This is a genomic window from Achromobacter sp. 18P8.1.1 (assembly GCF_057799415.1).
In genome coordinates this window covers 32355-50404 of record NZ_JBYOKH010000017.1, presented here as the reverse complement: position 1 = coordinate 50404, position 18050 = coordinate 32355, and the positions used below count along the sequence as shown (strand labels likewise).

Annotated in this window: 17 protein-coding genes; 10 read left to right on the top strand and 7 right to left on the bottom strand. The window is 65.1% G+C overall.

Features of this window, described 5'->3' with window-relative positions:
- Positions 1 to 70 precede the first annotated feature (70 nt).
- On the top strand, positions 71 to 730 hold the full coding sequence (locus AC27VE_RS13140; RefSeq protein ID WP_488704081.1) for a glutathione S-transferase family protein: 660 nt from the start codon (positions 71 to 73) through the stop codon (positions 728 to 730).
- Between the two features lie 4 nt (positions 731 to 734).
- A complete protein-coding gene (locus tag AC27VE_RS13135; RefSeq protein ID WP_488704080.1) occupies positions 735 to 2471 on the top strand; it encodes an alpha/beta hydrolase in 1737 nt (578 codons plus the stop codon).
- Here the strand turns inward: AC27VE_RS13135 and AC27VE_RS13130 are convergent, their stop codons facing one another.
- Positions 2472 to 3440, bottom strand: coding sequence for a Bug family tripartite tricarboxylate transporter substrate binding protein (locus AC27VE_RS13130; RefSeq protein WP_427959956.1), 969 nt, complete (start codon positions 3438 to 3440; stop codon positions 2472 to 2474). It lies immediately after the preceding gene.
- 30 nt (positions 3441 to 3470) lie between these two features.
- A complete protein-coding gene (gene argH, locus AC27VE_RS13125; RefSeq protein ID WP_488704079.1) occupies positions 3471 to 5003 on the bottom strand; it encodes an argininosuccinate lyase in 1533 nt (510 codons plus the stop codon).
- A 127-nt stretch (positions 5004 to 5130) separates the two neighbouring features.
- On the opposite strand from argH, the gene AC27VE_RS13120 reads away from it, so the two are divergent.
- The 3 genes from AC27VE_RS13120 (at position 5131) to AC27VE_RS13110 (ending at position 8980) form a co-directional block, all read left to right on the top strand.
- Entirely contained in the window at positions 5131 to 6027 is an 897-nt protein-coding gene (locus AC27VE_RS13120) for a LysR substrate-binding domain-containing protein (RefSeq protein WP_488704078.1), read from the top strand.
- The gene (locus tag AC27VE_RS13115) at positions 6027 to 6734 is read left to right on the top strand and encodes a hypothetical protein (protein ID WP_488704124.1); all 708 of its coding nucleotides are present in this window, start codon (positions 6027 to 6029) and stop codon (positions 6732 to 6734) included. Before AC27VE_RS13120 ends, AC27VE_RS13115 begins: the two co-directional genes overlap by 1 nt.
- Positions 6735 to 6910: 176 nt before the next feature.
- Positions 6911 to 8980, top strand: coding sequence for a DUF8189 domain-containing protein (locus tag AC27VE_RS13110; protein ID WP_424625035.1), 2070 nt, complete (start codon positions 6911 to 6913; stop codon positions 8978 to 8980).
- A gap of 3 nt (positions 8981 to 8983) precedes the next feature.
- Here AC27VE_RS13110 and AC27VE_RS13105 read toward each other — a convergent pair whose 3' ends face one another.
- Entirely contained in the window at positions 8984 to 9592 is a 609-nt protein-coding gene (locus tag AC27VE_RS13105; protein ID WP_088589412.1) for a LysE family translocator, read from the bottom strand.
- A gap of 200 nt (positions 9593 to 9792) precedes the next feature.
- Between AC27VE_RS13105 and AC27VE_RS13100 the strand changes: the two genes are divergently transcribed.
- The 3 genes from AC27VE_RS13100 to AC27VE_RS13090 all read left to right on the top strand — a co-directional run bounded on the left by AC27VE_RS13100 (position 9793) and on the right by AC27VE_RS13090 (position 13490).
- Positions 9793 to 11034: a calcium:cation antiporter gene (locus tag AC27VE_RS13100; RefSeq protein ID WP_488704077.1), complete on the top strand. Its 1242-nt coding sequence runs from the start codon at positions 9793 to 9795 to the stop codon at positions 11032 to 11034.
- A gap of 210 nt (positions 11035 to 11244) precedes the next feature.
- On the top strand, positions 11245 to 12540 hold the full coding sequence (locus AC27VE_RS13095; protein ID WP_488704076.1) for a serine hydroxymethyltransferase: 1296 nt from the start codon (positions 11245 to 11247) through the stop codon (positions 12538 to 12540).
- Positions 12541 to 12572: 32 nt separating this feature from the next.
- The gene (locus AC27VE_RS13090; RefSeq protein WP_488704075.1) at positions 12573 to 13490 is read left to right on the top strand and encodes a LysR family transcriptional regulator; all 918 of its coding nucleotides are present in this window, start codon (positions 12573 to 12575) and stop codon (positions 13488 to 13490) included.
- Between the two features lie 11 nt (positions 13491 to 13501).
- On the opposite strand, the gene AC27VE_RS13085 is transcribed toward AC27VE_RS13090, so the two are convergent.
- The gene (locus AC27VE_RS13085; protein ID WP_488704074.1) at positions 13502 to 14467 is read right to left on the bottom strand and encodes a Bug family tripartite tricarboxylate transporter substrate binding protein; all 966 of its coding nucleotides are present in this window, start codon (positions 14465 to 14467) and stop codon (positions 13502 to 13504) included.
- Positions 14464 to 15345, bottom strand: a complete 882-nt coding sequence (locus AC27VE_RS13080; protein WP_488704073.1) for a dihydrodipicolinate synthase family protein — start codon at positions 15343 to 15345, stop codon at positions 14464 to 14466. The genes AC27VE_RS13085 and AC27VE_RS13080 overlap by 4 nt, the downstream gene beginning before the upstream one ends.
- 200 nt (positions 15346 to 15545) lie before the next feature.
- Between AC27VE_RS13080 and AC27VE_RS13075 the strand changes: the two genes are divergently transcribed.
- Positions 15546 to 15992: a cupin domain-containing protein gene (locus AC27VE_RS13075; RefSeq protein WP_488704072.1), complete on the top strand. Its 447-nt coding sequence runs from the start codon at positions 15546 to 15548 to the stop codon at positions 15990 to 15992.
- A gap of 42 nt (positions 15993 to 16034) precedes the next feature.
- Positions 16035 to 16826, top strand: coding sequence for a GntR family transcriptional regulator (locus AC27VE_RS13070; RefSeq protein ID WP_488704071.1), 792 nt, complete (start codon positions 16035 to 16037; stop codon positions 16824 to 16826).
- Here the strand turns inward: AC27VE_RS13070 and AC27VE_RS13065 are convergent.
- Both AC27VE_RS13065 and AC27VE_RS13060 read right to left on the bottom strand, forming a co-directional pair.
- Complete coding sequence (locus AC27VE_RS13065; protein ID WP_488704070.1) at positions 16797 to 17165, bottom strand: YMGG-like glycine zipper-containing protein; 369 nt, start codon at positions 17163 to 17165, stop codon at positions 16797 to 16799. The two genes, AC27VE_RS13070 and AC27VE_RS13065, sit on opposite strands and share 30 nt — an antisense overlap.
- 166 nt (positions 17166 to 17331) lie before the next feature.
- The gene (locus AC27VE_RS13060; RefSeq protein ID WP_488704069.1) at positions 17332 to 17850 is read right to left on the bottom strand and encodes a hypothetical protein; all 519 of its coding nucleotides are present in this window, start codon (positions 17848 to 17850) and stop codon (positions 17332 to 17334) included.
- Between the last annotated feature and the right edge of the window lie 200 nt (positions 17851 to 18050).

Sequence of the window (18050 nt, the reverse complement as noted above, 5' to 3'; positions counted from 1 at the left end):
GCCCCCGGTTTACCCCCAGGTCGGGCTGGCGCTTGCATAATAAAGGCCGACCGACTCAGGAGACCCCACCATGTCGCTTGCGCTCTACGGCCATCCGTTTTCCTCGTACACGCAGAAAGTGCTGATCGCGCTGTACGAGAACGCCATCCCGTTCGAATTCCGCTGCATCGGTCCGGAGACGCCGGAGCACGCCGCCGAATGGCTGCGGCGCTGGCCCTTGCACAAGTTCCCGCTGCTGGTGGACGGCGACCGCAACGTCGCCGAAACCAGCATCATCATCGAATACCTGCAACGGGCCCACCCCGGGCCGGCAAGCCTGGTACCCGCCGACCCGGCCGCCGCGCTGGAGGTGCGTTTCCTGGACCGCTTCTTCGACTTGCACGTCATGAACTGGGTGCAGCACGCGGTCAACGGCGCCTTGACGGGCGACGACGCCAAGCGGCGGGAGGGCCTGGCGCTTGCGACGGAAAAGCTCGAACTAGCCTACGCCTGGCTGGATGCGCAACTGGGCGGCCGTGCCTGGGCCACCGGCCCGGAATTCACGATGGCGGACTGTGCCGCCGCGCCAGCGCTGTTCTATGCGGACTGGACGCACCCCATTTCGGCGTCTTATCGGGTGCTGCGCGCGTACCGCGCCCGCTTGCTGGCACGGCCATCCTTTGCCCGGGCGGTCGAAGACGCCAGAGTGTTCCGCCCCTTGTTCCCGCTGGGCGCGCCGGACCGGGACTGACAGGATGACGTCCCTGCGCCCTGGCCTCCCACACCGTCTGCCTGCCTTTTTCCGCTCGCACCTGGAATCGCTGTCCGGGGTCGGCCTGCTGCTGGGCACGCTGTTCTTTGCAGCCTCGCTCACCCCCACCCTGGTTCCCCGCACTTACCTGACCCAGGGCGTGCTGGCTGGCACCTGCCTGGCCGCCGGTTACGGGCTGGGCGTGCTGTGGCACTGGCTATGGGCCTATCTGGAACTGCCTGAACCCAAGGCACGCGCCGCCCGCATCACCAACGCGCTGATCACCGTGCTGTGCCTGTCCGTGCTGGTGCTGTTCCTGTGGCGCGCGGCGGAATGGCAGAACACGATCCGCGCCCTGATGAAGATGGAACCCGTCACCAGCGCGCACCCCTTCAAGGTCAGCGCCACGGCGCTGATCACCTTTGCCGTGTTGCTGGCGCTGGGCCGCTTGTTCAAGCTGCTGGCCCGCACGCTGTCCGCGCAGGTGCGCCGCGTGGTGCCGCGGCGCGTCGCCAACGTGGCCGGCGCGACGATCGCGATCGTGATCTTCTGGTCGTTGGCCAACAACGTGTTTTTCCGTGCGGCACTGCACGTGCTGGACGCCTCGTTCCGCGAGTACGACGCGCTGATCGAGCCCGAGCGCCCGCAGCCCACTGACCCCGCCAAGACCGGCAGCCCCGACTCGCTGATCGCCTGGAAGCAGTTGGGCCGGGCAGGCCGCGAATACATCGCCTCCGGCCCCAGCGCGCGTGAAATCCGCGCGCAGACCGGGCGTGACGCGCTGGAACCCATCCGCGTGTACGTGGGATTGCCCGGCGCCGCCACGGCGCAGGCGCGGGCCCGGCTGGCGCTGGAAGAATTGAAGCGCGTCGGCGCGTTCCAGCGGTCTGCGCTGGTGGTGGTGACGCCCACGGGCACGGGGTGGATCGATCCGGCCGCCATGGACGCCGTCGAATACCTGCTGCACGGCGACGTAGCCAGCGTGGCGATCCAGTATTCCTACCTGTCCAGCCCGCTATCGCTGCTGGCCCAGCCCGAGTACGGCGCCGAAGCCGCACGCGCGCTGTTCGTCGAAATCTACAACCACTGGACCGCCCTGCCCAAAGACCAGCGGCCCAAGCTGTATCTGCATGGCCTGAGCCTGGGCGCCATGAATTCCGCGCGGTCCGCCGAGCTCTTCGAAATGATCGGCGACCCCATCCAGGGCGCACTCTGGAGCGGCCCGCCGTTTGAAAGCCGGGTCTGGCGCGCCATCACCGACGCCCGCAACCCAGGCTCCCCCGCCTGGCTGCCGCAACTACGCGACGGCGCCTTCGTGCGCTTCATGAACCAGGACGGCTCGCCGGTGCCCGCCGACGCGCCCTGGGGCCCGATGCGCATCGTCTACCTGCAGTACGCCAGCGACGCCGTCACGTTCTTCGACTATCGCGACCTGTATCGGCGGCCCGCGTGGATGGATCCCCCCTACGGCCCCGACGTATCGCCCGACCTGCGCTGGGTGCCGGTCGTGACCATGCTGCAACTTGCGCTGGACATGTCCGTCAGCACCCACACGCCGATCGGCTACGGCCATGTGTACGCGCCGCAGCATTATGTGGACGCCTGGCTGGCGGTGACCGGTGCGCCGGATTGGCCGGTCGATGCGCTGGCCGGCCTGAAACAGCATCTGATGGAACGGACCCGCGCGGCGATGGATGATGGGGACGGCAAAGAGGCCGCGTACGACAACCGCGGCGGCTGATCAGTTCGTCTGGACGTCGGCGCTGTCGATGATGCGCTTCCAGCGCTCGGTCTCTTCGCCGGACAGCTTGGCAAGGTCCGCGCTGGTGCCGGCAAACGGCACGGCGCCCTGCTCGGCCAGATGGGCGATCATGGCCGGGTCCTTGGTCAGGTCGATGACCGTGTCCTGCAGCTTGCGGATCACCTCGGGCGGGGTGCCTGCCGGCGCCATGACGCCGTACCAGGATTCCACCACGGCATCCTTCACGCCGGCCTCCGCCAACGTCGGCACATCCGGAATCGCGGGGCTGCGCTGCTCGCTGGCCACCGCCAGCACGCGCACCTTACCCGGCTTGATGTAGGCCAGCACGTTGGGCAGGTTCGCGAACAGCACCTGAACCTGTCCCGACAGCAAATCCGCCGTCGCCGGGCCCGCACCGCGGTAAGGCACGTGTTCGAACTTGGCGCCCGAGCGGTACATGAACAGCTCGCCCGTCAGGTGGTTGACCGACCCCATGCCCGCCGAAGCCATGTTCAGCTTGCCGGGATGCTGCTTGGCGTATTCCACCAATTCGGCAACGTTCTTGGCCGGCAAGTCGGCCGACACGGCGAGCACGTTCGGCACCGTGGAAAACAGCGCAACCGGCGCAAAGTCCCTGATCGCGTCGTACGGCAGGTTCTTGGTTAGCAACGGTTGGATCGACTGTTGCCCCATCGTCGCCAACAGCAAGGTGTACCCGTCGGCTGGTGCCTTCGCGACGAAGTTCGCCCCGATACTGCCGCCGCCTCCCGGCTTGTTTTCCACGATGACCGTCTGGCCCAGCGCTTCCGACATCCGATTGGCCAGCAGACGCCCCATCAGGTTCACCGTGCCGCCCGGCGCGAACGGCACGATCATGGTGATGGGCTTGGAGGGGTAGGTCTGGGCCTGGGCCTGAGTGCCCAGGCAGATCCCCATGGCTGCGATAGCCGCCCCGATAGTTTTCAGCATGATGGAATTCCCCTTGATTGTTATGGCCAGTCAAGCTTCCAGGACGGAAGTCACCGCTGACTCGGATGAAATAAGCGTTTGCACGCGTTGCCGCAACAGATCCTGCGCATCCGCCACGCGCTGCACCGTCGCGGCGATGGCGCTGCGCTGCTTGGCCAGCTCTGCCTGCTGCTCGCCGATACGGCCGGTCACGAGGCTTGGCGCGGGCCCGCCGAACGACTGGCGCGCCGCCACATTGCGGACCGGGTCCAGGCATGCGGCGATATCGTCTTCGCGCAGCGCGACCTGCCGGCCAAGCTGCTGGGCGGCTGCAGCATTGACCATCTGGGGCGTGATGTCCTTGGCGGGAATTCCCGCTTCCAATGCCTGCCGGACCACGGCGCCGATGATGTGATGGGCGTCGCGGAACGACGCGTCGGCCTTGCGCACCAGCAGGTCGGCCAGGTCGGTGACGGTGGAGAAGTCCTCGGCCGCGCGCGAGGCCATGCGCCCGCGGTTCGGTTCGACCCGTTCCACCAGCAGCTTGATCAGCGCCAACGATCTCAACGCCTCTTCGCAGGCTTCCCAGCAGGTCCGCGTGCTCTCGCGGCTGCTGTCGCCCGAGTGCGTGAAATGCGTCGACTTCACCGTGGCGAAAGCCGCCGAGGTCAGGCCGATCAAGTGGCCGGTCTTGCCACGCAGGTATTCCAACACCGCCGGATTCTTCTTCTGCGGCATGATGCTGGACGTGCTGGCGATGCTGTCCGGGAACGACAGATAGCCGAATTCCGGCGTCGACCAGATATAGAAGTCCTGCACCATCCGGCTGCTGGTGATCATCATGATCGACAGCGAAGCGCTCAGCTCCAGCGCAAAATCCCGCGATGCGACGCTGTCCAGCGAACTTGCCAGCGGGCGGCTGAAGCCCAGCATCGCGCTGGTTGTGTCGCGGTCGATCGGAAACGACGTGCCGGCCAGCGCGCAGGCGCCCAAGGGGGACGCATCCGTGGTTTCCAACACGTGCAGTAAGCGGTCGACATCACGTGACCAGGCGTCGACCAGCGCTGACAGGTAATAGCCATAAGTGATCGGCTGCGCGGCCTGCATATGCGTATAGCCGGGCATCACGCAGTCCGCGTACTGGCCAGCCTGGCGCAGTGCCGCATCGGCGACGTCGATCAAGGCGGTCGCGATCCGGGCCGTGAAATCCCGCGCACGGATGCGGTCGACGGTGGCGCCGATGTCGTTGCGGCTGCGCGCGGTATGCAGGCGCCCGCCCAGCTCCTGCCCCACCAGCTTGATCAGATGGGCCTCGTAGTTGAAATAGGCCTCTTCGCGTGCGGCATCCAACTCCACCGCATCTGGCCCGTCGGCCTGCATCTTGAGCAACGCCTGGGCCAACCGGACCGACGCGTCGTGGTCCAGGATGCCCTGCTCGTGCAGCATCACCAGATGCGCAAGGTTGATCTGATTCAGCATCTCGAAATTGGCGAAGAACTCGCGATTCAAGCGCGGAAGGAAAATATATTGAAGCACTTCCGGGGCAAGCGGTTGCTTCAGGCGGCTGCTGACTTTGGATTCCATTTCAGTCCGGTAGGAACACGAAAACTGTAGTCTCCGTCTCCGCCAAGTTATGCGTCAAATCAGATATTTACGGCTTCAAATACAAAATTGATATGATTATCCATACGCCGTTTTTCCGGACTGAACGATGAATTTCAAGCAGGTCGAAGCTTTTCGCGCCGTGATGATGACGCGCTCGATGACGACGGCGGCCGGGCTGCTGCACACCTCGCAGCCGAATGTCAGCCGCTGGATCGCGCTGCTTGAAAACACGCTGGGTTTCGTGCTGTTCAAACGCGTCGGCACCCGGCTGATCCCTACCCCTGAAGCCGATGCGTTCTACGCCGACGTCGAACGCGCCTTCATCGGCCTGGAATCGCTGAACGACAGCGCCAGTTCCATCCGCCGCCGGGGCACGGGCCTGCTGCGGGTCGGCGCGGTGGGATCCATCACGCAATGCGTGCTGCCGGACGCCCTCCGGCTGTTCAGGGACAAGGTCTCGGACATTCCAGTCGTGGTCAGCACGGGTGGGTCTGACGTGGTGGCGAAGTGGATGGCCACCGGCTTCTGCGACATCGGCTTCGCCTCCATCCAGGCCGACGTGCCAGGCTTGCAGTACGCGCGGATCAACGCGGCGCACGGCGTCGCGATCGTGCCGCGCACGCACCGGCTGGCCCGCAAGAAAATACTGAAGCCCGCCGACTTCAACGACGAGAATTTCATCTCGTTGCCGGCAGGCAGTTTCAACCGCGCATCGGTCGACCGGCACTTTCCCGATGATTCGCGGATCCTGTCGATCGAAACGCCTTACGCCACGACCATCTGCTCGATGGTGGGCAGAGGGCTGGGCGTTTCGATCATCAACCCCGTCGTATCGCGGGCGCTGAACATGCCTGAACTGCGCGAAATCCCGTTCTCGGGAAAAATCGAATTTCCCAGCTACGCGGTGACCTCCGACCACTTCCCCGTGGGCACGCTGGCCAGGAAAATGGCGGACTGCGTGCAGGAAGTGTTCACCTTGCTGAACCAGGCGGCAGAAAAATGATGCCTCTCACCTCCTACTTCTGGAGCGGCAACGCGATCCGCAGCCGCAGCGTGGGCGGCACGGTGCTGTCAGGCATGGTCGACGTGCCACCGCCCCCCGCCCGCGTAGTCGCCGATTGGCATCGCGAAATCACCACCCGGTTGTCCCTGGAGCCTGGCGACGTCGAACAGATGCCGCTGGCCCGAACGCAAGTGCGCTGGCCCGACTACGAGCGCTGCGTGCAGGCCATGGCCACCTGGACACGCGCGCTGGGGCTGGGCGACGTGCTTGCGGACAGCGACATTGCCCTGATGGCATGCCGCGGCGCCAGGTACCACCATGACGGTGAACAATACGGCAGCGCCGCCTTCTGCAACCTGTTCCTGAGCGACGACAAAGGGATGGACGTGCACTTCCCGTATTCCGGGCACCGCATCCCGCTCGTCCGGGGCACCGCCATCCTCTTCGATACCTGCCAGCCGCACGCCGTGATCCCACGTGGCAGCAGCGGTTTTCAAGCCACTGACTTCGCTGCCGATGAGGATCTCACTCAACTGTTCCTGACCTGGGAATTGCCGGTAGAAGCGGCGTGCGTCGCGCAGGCGCTGGGCGTGGTATTCGATATCGACCCGCAACGGGCGGCAGGCATGGCGGATGAGCAGGTGTGGGCGGGCGGCGTGCGCACGGTGGTGGACCCGGCCTCGGGACGGTGGGAGCCGGCCGTTTGAGCTTCAAAAAAAGTGACGGACCAAATGCCAAACCGCAGCATTGCAGACTGACACCCTATCCAACACTCTGTTCCGGTTCCTTCGTCAGCCCGCAACACCTGCCCGCTATACTCGTTGAACCAAAAACACACTGCCGCGCCGCGCCTTTTAAGCGACGCCCACCTATGCCAGCTTTGATGGCCTTAGTACGCCCCGTTTGCCGGGCGCTGTTCTGTGCAGTCACCGTTCTAGTCTCCGCGTCCGCGTTGGCCGCCCCGCCGACGCTGGAACAATGCCATGGCATCAAGGACTTGGCCTTCGTGGCCCACCTGGATGACGACCTGCTGTTCATGAACCCCGACATCGCCTCCAACATCGAGGCGGGCGGCTGCGTGCGCGTCATCTACCTGACGGCCAGCGACGCGGGCGAAGGCGACGGCTACATGCTGGGTCGCGAACGCGGCATCCGCGCCGCCTACGCCTACATGGCGCACAAGCCCGACCAGTGGAAGGAAGATGCCGGCATGGCCGGCGGGCGTGCCATCGCGCGCTTCACCTTGCAGGACAATCCGCGCGTGCAGCTTTGGCACATGCGCCTGAAGGATCCATGGCTGGGCAAGGGCTGGGGTAGCCTCACGCCGCTGAGCCGCACCGAATCGGAACCCGGGCAAAGCGTCGATACGCTGGGCCCCTACCCCCAGGTCTACACGCGCGAGCAACTCATCGACACCCTGGCGGACCTGATCCGCCAATACAAGCCGACCACGGTGCGCCATCTGGACGACACCATCGTCGTTCCCTATACGCAGCTTTGCTGGCGTTGCGCGGGCCATGGGCATCCGGACCACATCGCCAGCGCGCGACTGGTGCGCGAAGCCATGCTGCGCGTGCCCGGAAACTATGCCGAGACTGGCTACATCGACTACCCCAGCCAGGAACGCGCCACCAACCTGGCCGACACGGAAATCGCCAGCAAGTCGGTGATCTTCCAGCACTACGCCTGGAACGACTACCACTATTGCGCCGGCCCGACGGGCTGCAAAGAGCCCGCCGGCCCCGCTGCCGCCTGGGTGCAGCGCGCCTATTACGTCTCCCGCCAGGACATCGCACCGCAGCTGTATCCGGACGGGCGTGGCGGCCTCGTGGTGTTCGCCGCCGGCGAAACCAATGCCGCCGTCAACCGCTGGGATTCCAGCCAGCGCCGCTGGCAAAGCCTGGGCGGGCGCACCAGCGGTCCGCTGGTTTCCTTCACCCATGCCGACGGCACGGCCGGCCTGATGGCGCGCGACCCGCTAGGCGGCGTGTGGGCGAACAAGCAGCGCCACGATGGCACTTGGCAAGGCTGGCAGGCGCTGGGCGGCCTGCGCGTCACGCAGATCCCGGCTGTTGCGCCGCGCGGTGAAGCGGCCGCCGTGGCCTTGGGCTATGACGGCGTGCTGCACTGGATCACGCCCTCCGGTATCGACGGCAGCTGGAGCACCTGGCAAGACCTGCCGCCGCTGGACGGCGCCACCGGCGCCCCGGCCGCCGCGCGCGGGGCCGACGGGCGCTATGTGATCTTTGCGTCGGCCGGTGCGGGCGAACTGTTCTACACGCGCCAACTGCCGGCCGCCAAAGGCCATCGGCCGGAATGGCAAGGCTGGCGCCGCGTGCCGGCACCCGAAGCGGCGGGCGGCCTGGCCGCGATCCGCAACCACGAAAACCGCGTGGAACTCTATTTCCGCCAGCGCAGCAACAACCATCTGATCAAGCTGGTGGAAGCCGGCGACACCACCGACCTCGACATGGACTGGAGCGCGGCAACGGATCTGGGCGTGCCCTACATCGGGCGCCCGGCCATCAGCGCCGATGCGCAAGGTAACGTCGTCCTGGCGCTGCTGGAACGCACGGGCGGACCGCTCTGGCTCGTCGAGCACGGCAAGCCGGCCAAACTGGACGCCCTGGCCGCGTCGCCCCCGGCGCTCAATATCGTTGATGGCACGCTGTACGTGGTGGCACGCACTGCCGGCGCGCCCCAGCAATACCAGGTGCTATCGCGCCGCGACGGCCTGTGGGCTGGCACCCTGACCCTGGACGGCGTGCCGTCGACGGGCGGCGGCCCCTTTGCGGCCGTGGCCGCCCGCCCGACGGATCTACCCAACCTGGGCGCGAACAATACCAACAAGGCCGTGGTGGTCCGCCCATCGTCCAGCGAACCCGGCACGTTGACCCTGGAGCGCATGCCCACGCAGTCCTCGCGCGCCGCAACCCCTACGACGGTGCAGTAGGCGTCAAGAACCCGGCAGCGCCGCCCCCATGGCGGCGAACAGGCCGCCACACACCTTGTTGAAGCGGCGTCCGGTACGCTCCAGCCACGGCCGCACCCGGTGCGCCAGCCGCGCCAGCACATACTCGACCAGGAATTCGATGACGGCGAAGGTGCCCGCCATGATCACGAACTGCGTGAACAGGCTGCGCGCCGGATCGATGAATTGCGGCAGGAACGCGCCGTAAAAGAGCAGCGCCTTGGGATTGGAGATCGCGGACAAAAGGCCCTGGCTGAACATCCGCGTGCGACGCGGCCGGGGCATATCGGGCGCGGGCGTCAGTTGGACGCCCGGGGCACGCCACAACTGGATGCCCAGCCAGATCAGATAGGCGCCGCCCGCCCACTTCAACACCGTCAGCGCCGGCCCCCAGGCTTTCAACAGCGCGCTGATGCCCAGCATGGACAAGGCGATCAAGGCGATGAAACCCACCGCGCCACCGGCGATGGTGCACAACGCCTTGCGATGGCCGTGCAGCGCGCCGTGGGTCAGCGCAAGCAGCGTGTTGGGACCAGGCGTGATCGACAGGCCGATGACGGCGACCAGGTAAATGAGCCAGCTGTGCAGGGCCATGACGGAGGCGGGCAGATGAAAGGGAGATCAGTCTAGCCCAGGACGGGAAAGATGTGCCAACGCGCCCCGGGCACCTTGCCCCAAGTCCCGATCGGTTAGAATTTCAGCGATCGAGCAGCTCGCTCTCGCCAGCCAGGACGACCTGACTGGCGTGTCTTTATCGGGGACGACCCCGCTTATCTTTCATGGAAAGACCAGCGATGCGCGTCCCGTTATTCCCCGCCCTCCTCCCCACCTCTGTCGTTCCTCGCGCGCCTTCGGTTGCCGCGACCGAACCTGAGACCGCCGTGCCCCCTTCGCACGCCCCTCGCATTCCCAAGGCCACCTGGTTCAAGCTGGGCTGGGCCTGGCTTGTCGTAATCGCCTTTACGGTCTACGGCGGCGCATGGCTGGCGGAGCCGCTTACCCCCGTCGCCGCCATCGCCTGCTTTGCGGTGCTGTTCTTCACGATCATCGCCGCCTCGTTCGGCGTGGTCCATGAAGCCGATCTTCTGGCGCACAAGCTGGGCGAGCCCTACGGGACGCTGATCCTGACGCTTTCTATCGTGTCGATCGAGGTGATCCTGATTGCCTCGGTGCTGCTTGGCCCGGGCGAGTTTCCGACCATCGGGCGCGACTCGATCTTCGCGGTGATGATGATCATCGTGAATCTCGTCATGGGGATCTGCCTGGTCGCGGGCGGCCTGAAGTATGGCGAGCAAGAGTTCAACGCCCAAGGCGCCAACGCCTATCTGGCGATGATCGTGCTGCTGACCGGCACGGCGCTGGTCCTGCCCAACTACCTGTCGGGCGCGGGCGAATTCACGACGCTGCAAGGCTGGACGATCGCCGCGGTCACCGCCGCACTGTATGCGGTGTTCCTGCTGCTTCAGATGCGCAACGAGAAGCGGCTCTTCATTCAGCCGCATCCCGGCCTGATGGCCGTGGCGGCGCAGCCCGAAAAAACCGCGGCGCAGGCGAAAGACACGGCATCCGCTCCCGGCGACCGGTCCGCCATCGTGCGCAGCAGCCTGCTGCTGCTTGGCATGATCATTCCGATCGTCCTGCTGGCACATCACCTTGCCATCGTCATCGACTACGGCGTGGCGACCGCGGGCGCGCCGGTCGCCGTCAGCGGCGTGCTGATCGCCATCATCGTTTTCACGCCGGAATCCCTGACCGCCATCAAGGCCGCCCTGAACAATGAGATGCAGCGCGCCATCAATCTGTGTCTGGGCGCCTTCGTGTCCACCGTCGGCCTGACCGTCCCCGCCGTGCTGGTCATCGGCCTCATCACGGGCAAGCAGGTCATCATGGGGATATCGCCGTTGGAAACCGTATTGCTGGCCTTGACAGTGCTGCTGGGCATGCTGTCGTTCAACGGGCAGCGGACCTCCATCATGCAGGGCGCCATGCACCTGGCGCTGTTCATCACCTACGGGTTCCTGCTGTTCAACCCCTGACGCAGCAAGCCTTTCGATCGGGTGCCTCGGGCAGACCAAGTGGTCTGCCTATTGCAAAAAAAGTGGCATGAATAGCTATGCCACTCCCCTCCTACACTGCCTCTTTGGCCCAGGGCCGGCGCCTGGACGCCATCGTCACTTTTGCAGACGCTAGCGACGCGCCGAAAAAGCCGGGCCTGACCGCCCCACTTTTTGCCGCAGGCATCCATCATGACGACCATTGCACTCCCCGACGGCCCGCTGCCCGTTGTCAGCGCCCTTGCCTTGCCACAGGCCGACCGCGACATCTGGGCCGCCATCGACGCGGAACGGCATCGGCAGATGCACTCGATCGAGCTCATCGCCTCTGAGAACTTCGCCAGCCGTGCGGTGCTCGATACCCAGGGCTCGGTACTGACGAACAAGTACGCCGAAGGCTATGCCGGGCGCCGCTACTACGGCGGCTGCATGAACGTGGACGTCGCGGAGAACATCGCGATCGCCCGGGCGAAGCTGCTGTTCGGCGCCGGGTACGTGAACGTGCAGCCCCATTCGGGAAGCCAGGCGAACCAGGCCGTCTATCTGGCGTTGCTGACGCCCGGAGACAAGATCCTTGGCCTGGACCTGAAGGCGGGAGGCCATCTGACGCACGGCGCCAAGGTCAACATGTCGGGCCGCTGGTTCCAGACCCTGAGCTATGGGGTGGACCCGGTATCGCAGCGCGTGGACATGGATGACGTGGAACGGATTGCCAAACGCGAACGGCCCAAGCTGATCGTCGCGGGCGGCTCGGCCTATTCCCGGACGCTGGACTTTGCGCGGTTCCGAGCCATTGCCGACGACGTGGGCGCGGTCTTCATGGCCGACATGGCGCACTTCGCGGGGCTGGTCGCCGGTGGCGTCTATCCGTCGCCGGTGCCGCATGCCCACGTCACCACGACCACCACGCACAAGACGCTGCGCGGGCCGCGTGGCGGCATGATCCTCAGCAATGACGGCGACATCGCGAAGAAAATCGATTCGGCCGTTTTCCCCGGCCTGCAGGGCGGCCCGCTGATGCACATCGTCGCGGCCAAGGCCGTCGCGCTGGGCGAGGCCCTGCAACCGTCGTTCCGCACCTACGTCCGAGCCGTGGTGGGCAATGCGCAAACGCTGTGCGACCGGCTTACCGAGGGCGGCCTGTCCATCGTGTCTGGCGGCACCGATTGCCACCTGGGTGTGGTCGACCTGCGCCCGTGGGGGCTGGCCGGCAATGCGGCCGAACTGGCCCTGGAGCAGGTCGGCATTACCCTGAACAAGAACGCGGTGCCATTCGACGATGCCAAGCCGACCGTGACCTCGGGCATACGCGTGGGGAGCGCGGCCTGCACTTCCCGAGGCATGGGCCCCGACGCCTTCAAAGAGATCGGAGACATGATCCTGGCCGTGCTCGGCGACGTACGCGCGGGCACGGTCAACGCCCGCACGGAAGACGCAGTTCGCGCAGGCGTCGCGGATCTGGCCAGGCGATTCCCGCTTCCTTATTAGACGTCCTACCAGCCGGGCAGGCGGAGCAAGACATGGATTTCAGGCAGCTCAAGCAGTTCGTGGTGCTTGCCACGGAGCTGAACTACCGGCGCGCGGCCGAACGCCTCAATATGACGCAACCGCCCTTGAGCATTGCCATCAAGCGGCTGGAAGCCGAGATCGGCGCGCCGCTGTTTGAACGCGACCGGTTGGGCGTGCGGCTGACCGCCGCGGGCGGCGCCTTTCTGGGTGAGGCCACGCGCCTGTTGGACGGCGCGCAATCTGCGCTTGAGGTCACGCGGGATGCCGCCCATGGCCGCATCGGCACCCTGCGGGTATGCGCGGTTCCCAGCGCGGCGCTGCGTTTGCTGCCACTGATCCTGCCCGAATTCACCCGGCGCTTTCCGCACATCCGGCTGCGCTTGACCAGCGGTAGCACTGTCAGCATCCTGGCTGAATTGCAGCGCGGCGAGCTGGATGCCGCGTTCCTGGTTCCGCCCGCGTCCAGGGTGCCTGGCATCGATATGATCACGCTGAACCGGCAGCGCCTGATCCTGGCCGTTCCCGGGACGCACCCCACAGCAGGCCAGGGGACGGTAGCCCTGTCCGACTTGGGCGACGACACGCTGGTGACACTGGCCCATTCTGACAGCCCGGGGTTCGCGGGCGAAATCGTGGCAGCCTGCCGGCAAGCCGGGTTTCATCCGAAGGTCATGCAGGAATCCTCCCACGCCTTGATCAGCCTGCCGTTGATTGCAGCCGAACTCGGCGTGGCGATCGTGCCTGAAGCCCTGCGTCAGATTGCGATCGACAACGTGGCCTATGTGGATCTGGTGGACGCGTCCGGCGCGCCGCTGACCTACCCCATGGCGCTGGCGGTGCATGCCCATCGCATGAACCCCGCGGTCCGCTGGTTTACCGACACGGCCCGCGAGGTACTGGCCGCGCAAGGCGATGCGCAGCCAGCCTAAGGCGTTCACCCCTATTTCCGCACGCCTGCCAGGATGCCCGCCCACTTCTTCTGTTCTTCGACGACTTTGCGCGCGAACGCCTCCTGCGACCTGTCCACAGGTTCACTGCCGCGCGCGTAGATCTTTTCCTGCACCGAAGGGCTGGCCGCCACCACGGAAATGGCGGCATTCAGGCGCGCGACGATTTCCGCGGGCGTAGTTGCGGGCACGGCAATGCCTGAAAGCGATCCGCCCTCGGCCTCTTTGCCCAGCACTTCCTTGACGGTCGGAATATCCGGAAGGCTCGCAAGGCGGCGGGAAGCAGTCACGGCGAATGGCCGGATCTGACCCGCCTCGATAAAGCCTACCGCCGTCACTGCGGATACCGCGGTCACATCCGTATTGCGGCTCATCACGGCCGTCAGAGACTCGTTGCCGCTCTTATAGGGAACGTGCAGCATCTTCACGCCGGTCGCCTGCTGCAAAAGCTCCAGCACCTGATAGTTGTCGGACCCCTCGCCTGCCGTGGAAAACGAGATTTTGTCGGCCTGGACTGCCGCCGCATCGACCAGCTCGGGCAGCGACCGATAGGGGCTGTCCACCCCTACTGCCAGGACGGTAGGCGTGTTGGCGAGCATGGCGACGTAGGTGAAGTCCTTGTTAGGATCGTACGGCAGCGTCTTGTAGATAAGCGGGTTGACGGCAACCATGCCGTTGGTGATGACCAGCAGGGTGTAGCCGTCTCCGGCCGACTTCGCCACCGCCCCGGCGGCGATCGAGCCGCCGGCCCCTGCCCGGTTCTCGACCACGACGGGTTGTCCCAATTCCCGAGTCAGCCCTTCGGCGAACACCCGCGCGGTCGTGTCAGTCACTCCGCCTGCGCCGAAAGGAACGATCAGGCGGATGGGTTGCGACGGATATCCGCCCGCCCAGGCGGCCGCGACCGGGACGACGACTCCCAACAGACCTGCCGCGCAGCGTCGCAGTGCATTGTTCATTTCACGATCTCCATGCCTTTAAGGATTTCAAGAAGCGCTTGTTCATGCTCCACGCCCAGCGCGGACAATGGCGCGCGCAATCGTCCCGGCGATACGCCCTGGAGTTGCATGCCCGCAGAGACGGATCTCGGCAGGCCATGCTCGATCAGGAAATCCAGCAGGCCGATCTGTTTCGCAAACCACGCTTGCGCGCCTTCGCTGTCGCCGGACATCGCACAGCGATACAGGTTCAACGCGAACTGCGCACTGACGTTGGGCGACGCCGTGCACCAGCCCGCCGCGCCGTCAGCAAAGCCGCGCAGCGCCATACTGTTCAGGCCGACGTAGATGGCGGTCTTGTCGGGGCAGGCCTCACGCAGGCGGGCGATCTTTGTGGCGTCGGGGCTGCTTTCCTTGATCATCGTCACGGTGGGCAGCTCCGCCAGCCTGGCCAGGAACTGCACGGACAGATCGATGCCGGTGGTGAAAGGATTGTTGTAGACCATCACCGGCAGAGACACCGCCTCGCTCACCTCGCGGTAATACGCGTAGATCTCGGGCTCCGTCAGCTTCCAGTAGGTGCTAGGCAGCACCTGGATGGCGCTTGCGCCGGCGCGCTCCGCGTACTGCGCGTGCCGGATGGTGCTGGCCGTGGTCAGGCTGGACACGCCCGCCAGCACGGGAAGCCGCCCATTGGCGACGCCGACGACCGTGCGGATGACGTCTTCGCGTTCGTGGTCGGCCAGATAAGGCAAACAACCGACGCTGCCCAACGGCGCCAGCGCGTGCACGCCTTCGCTGATCAGCCGTTCTGCGTGGCGCGCCAGCAACGCATGATCGACACGGCCGCCGTCGTCGCACGGCGTCAGCAGATACCCGATGATTCCCTTCAAGTGCATAGGTCACCTCTCCATAATTCGATGGAGTCTATGAAGGGTTGGACAGACGGGTCCAATATCAAATTTATAGGCGCCTGATATGCCTTGCCCGCATGCCAGCCAGCCTGCTTTACGCGCGCACTCACGCCCAATCTTGTATCCAGTATTTTTGCCGCAAGCTCGATAGACTTTGGCGGCCGCATCAAGAAAAGGAGCTTGCCATGAGCAGCAACAACGCGAACGATCAGACCCTGGTTCACCATATGCCCGAGTACCGGGAGCCCGAAGACATGGAATGGGAAATGGGCCGGTTCAAGAACAAGACGAAATTTCTGTTCCATACCCGCCCGGAACGGCCGACGGAACCGAACGCCGGCTTTCTGCGCTATGAAGCGGGAGCAGGCTTCAAGCTGCACCGGCACGACTTTGCGCAGGTCTGGTACGTGATCGACGGCGAGTTCGATATGGGTGGCAAGCGCTTCGGGCCGGGCACCGTCGTCTTCCATCCCGACCCGCACATCGAAGAGGCGCTCAGCACACAAACCGGCGGCACGATCTTCTTCGTGCAGTACCAGGGCCCCACCGCCAAGGCCGGCCCCGTGTACGAAGGCAGGATGAACATCAAGGGCGAATTGCCCGAGATCACCGAAAAAGACCTGGAACACTGAGGCAGAAGCCCCGGGTGCAGCATGTCGGGGCGGGAGCGAACCATGCAACAACCTTTCTCGCCCGGCAGCCGGGCCGATCCGGCGAGGCCGCCGCAATCCCAGGAAGCCCTCGTGCAGCAACTCGTTGGCGAGATTTCCAGAAAGATCTTCGACGGCACCTATCCGCCCGGACGGAAGCTGCGGCAGGAGGCGTTGGCCGAGGAGTATGACGTCAGCCGGACGCCGGTGCGCGAGGCATTCCGGCAACTGGAGATCAAGGGTCTGATCGTCCAGCAACCCCGCTACGGCGCTACCGTGGTCGCCCCCACCGTCAAAGACATCGGCCAGAACTATTGGCTGCGGGGAGAGCTGGAGGGAATGGCCGCGGAATTGGCAGCGCGCTGGATCACCGACGCCGATCTGCACAGGCTGCAATCCGCCCACGTCGCATGCGTGGAGGCGGTCTCGGCGCTACATGCGGAAGTCAACAAGGACGGCCCCGCCGCCAACCGGCATGCCGCGGGACCGATGCAGCAATGGGTGACCAGGAACCACGAGTTTCATTCCCTGATTTTCCAGGCTTCCGGCAACTCGTCGCTGGAGCGCGTCATCAAGGACCTGCATACCGATTACACCAGGAACATCCTGAACATGACCGTGCTGGGTATGTACGCGTCGCGCATGAAGAAGAATATCGAGCATCACGCGGCGATCGTCGAAGCGCTTGTGGCGCGCGACCCTGCGGCCGCGCGCCAGTCCATGCGCACGCACATCCATGAATCGGGGGAGTTCGTGGTCGACTGGCTCCAGAAGCGCCCGACAGGATCAGCGGCGGTGGTGGTAGCGCCCGTTTGAACGGTTATGGCCTCGGTATCCGTCGTGGCCGCGATAACCGTCATAACCCCGGTAGCCTGCACGACGGTAGGAATGGTCGCGCCCCCGGTCGCGGTCCCAGCCGTGGCGGCGCCCGCCGCGGTCGTCATCGGTGATGACGTGTCCCAGCAAGCCGCCGGCGGCCGCGCCGCCCACGGTCGCCCAAGGATCGCCTTCGGACAGCAATGCCCCCGCCACGCCGCCCAGCCCGGCGCCGATGACGGTATTGCGGGTCTGCTTGTCGGCCTGGGCGGTCATGCTGACGCCCAACGCCAGGACGCCCGCGAGAACCGCCTGAATGAGTCGTTTCGTGATGGCCATCTTTATTCTCCTGTAGCGGGCTGCTTCTGCGATGCAGCCATGCATAACGGCTTGAACCAGAAATCATTCGTCTGGCAAGCAAGTTATCACTTCAGGTATGTGTCAGTCCCGCATGCCGGGATACGGGGTGTATAAGCGGTTTCAATCGCTTTCTGAGCGGCGACGATCAGCCCGAACTTCCCGGCGTCAAGGGAATCAGACCCGCCTTCTCCAGCCGCCAGCGAGGAATCTGGTACTCGTACGAGGCGGCTTCCAGCGTCTCGTATTGCTTGAACCAGGGAGTGACGTGCGCGTCGATATCGCCCGGAAGGGTAGCCAGCAAGTCGGCCAACGCTTCCGCGGAAGCGATAGCGATCGAAGCGCCGCTGGCGAAGGTGGGTTCGTCGACCAGACCTTGGCCGGGTACCAGATACGCCCTGCGGTACAGACGACCCTTGTCCCAGATTTCGGTGGGCACATACACCGGCCACTCGCGCTCGCAGGGCACGGATACGTACAGGCCCAACGACACCAATTGCCGGTTGTCGAAAGAGGCCTTGTAGCGGATCAGCTCCACGCCTTGCTGTACGTCTCCAAGCGCGCGCCAAAGGCAACGCTTGCGCTTCTTCTTCCATCCCGCGAAGGCAGACTGCGCCCGCAACGTGTCCATGAAACCGCTCTCGATCTGTTCGAATTCTATGGGCAAGTCGGGCTCCCGTGGGTTGCTTGGCGCGTTGCCGCGCGCGTGATCCAGATCGAATTAAAGCACGGTGTCCACCGCTCAATTTCCGATCGACGCACCGCTCAAGCATGGCAAAAGGTTTCCGTGCCGCTCCGCATCAACGACGTGGCACGAGGGCGAGCCAAGCACTCGTTTCCTCCCGATACAATTACGACACACATGAA

Bases quoted from the DNA above. Each gene is read 5' to 3' on its own strand.
- AC27VE_RS13140 (WP_488704081.1), top strand. From the start codon at position 71: ATGTCGCTTGCGCTCTACGGCCATCCGTTTTCCTCGTACACGCAGAAA.
- AC27VE_RS13135 (WP_488704080.1), top strand. From the start codon at position 735: ATGACGTCCCTGCGCCCTGGCCTCCCACACCGTCTGCCTGCCTTTTTC.
- AC27VE_RS13130 (WP_427959956.1), bottom strand. From the start codon at position 3,440: ATGCTGAAAACTATCGGGGCGGCTATCGCAGCCATGGGGATCTGCCTG.
- argH (WP_488704079.1), bottom strand. From the start codon at position 5,003: ATGGAATCCAAAGTCAGCAGCCGCCTGAAGCAACCGCTTGCCCCGGAA.
- AC27VE_RS13120 (WP_488704078.1), top strand. From the start codon at position 5,131: ATGAATTTCAAGCAGGTCGAAGCTTTTCGCGCCGTGATGATGACGCGC.
- AC27VE_RS13115 (WP_488704124.1), top strand. From the start codon at position 6,027: ATGCCTCTCACCTCCTACTTCTGGAGCGGCAACGCGATCCGCAGCCGC.
- AC27VE_RS13110 (WP_424625035.1), top strand. From the start codon at position 6,911: ATGGCCTTAGTACGCCCCGTTTGCCGGGCGCTGTTCTGTGCAGTCACC.
- AC27VE_RS13105 (WP_088589412.1), bottom strand. From the start codon at position 9,592: ATGGCCCTGCACAGCTGGCTCATTTACCTGGTCGCCGTCATCGGCCTG.
- AC27VE_RS13100 (WP_488704077.1), top strand. From the start codon at position 9,793: ATGCGCGTCCCGTTATTCCCCGCCCTCCTCCCCACCTCTGTCGTTCCT.
- AC27VE_RS13095 (WP_488704076.1), top strand. From the start codon at position 11,245: ATGACGACCATTGCACTCCCCGACGGCCCGCTGCCCGTTGTCAGCGCC.
- AC27VE_RS13090 (WP_488704075.1), top strand. From the start codon at position 12,573: ATGGATTTCAGGCAGCTCAAGCAGTTCGTGGTGCTTGCCACGGAGCTG.
- AC27VE_RS13085 (WP_488704074.1), bottom strand. From the start codon at position 14,467: ATGAACAATGCACTGCGACGCTGCGCGGCAGGTCTGTTGGGAGTCGTC.
- AC27VE_RS13080 (WP_488704073.1), bottom strand. From the start codon at position 15,345: ATGCACTTGAAGGGAATCATCGGGTATCTGCTGACGCCGTGCGACGAC.
- AC27VE_RS13075 (WP_488704072.1), top strand. From the start codon at position 15,546: ATGAGCAGCAACAACGCGAACGATCAGACCCTGGTTCACCATATGCCC.
- AC27VE_RS13070 (WP_488704071.1), top strand. From the start codon at position 16,035: ATGCAACAACCTTTCTCGCCCGGCAGCCGGGCCGATCCGGCGAGGCCG.
- AC27VE_RS13065 (WP_488704070.1), bottom strand. From the start codon at position 17,165: ATGGCCATCACGAAACGACTCATTCAGGCGGTTCTCGCGGGCGTCCTG.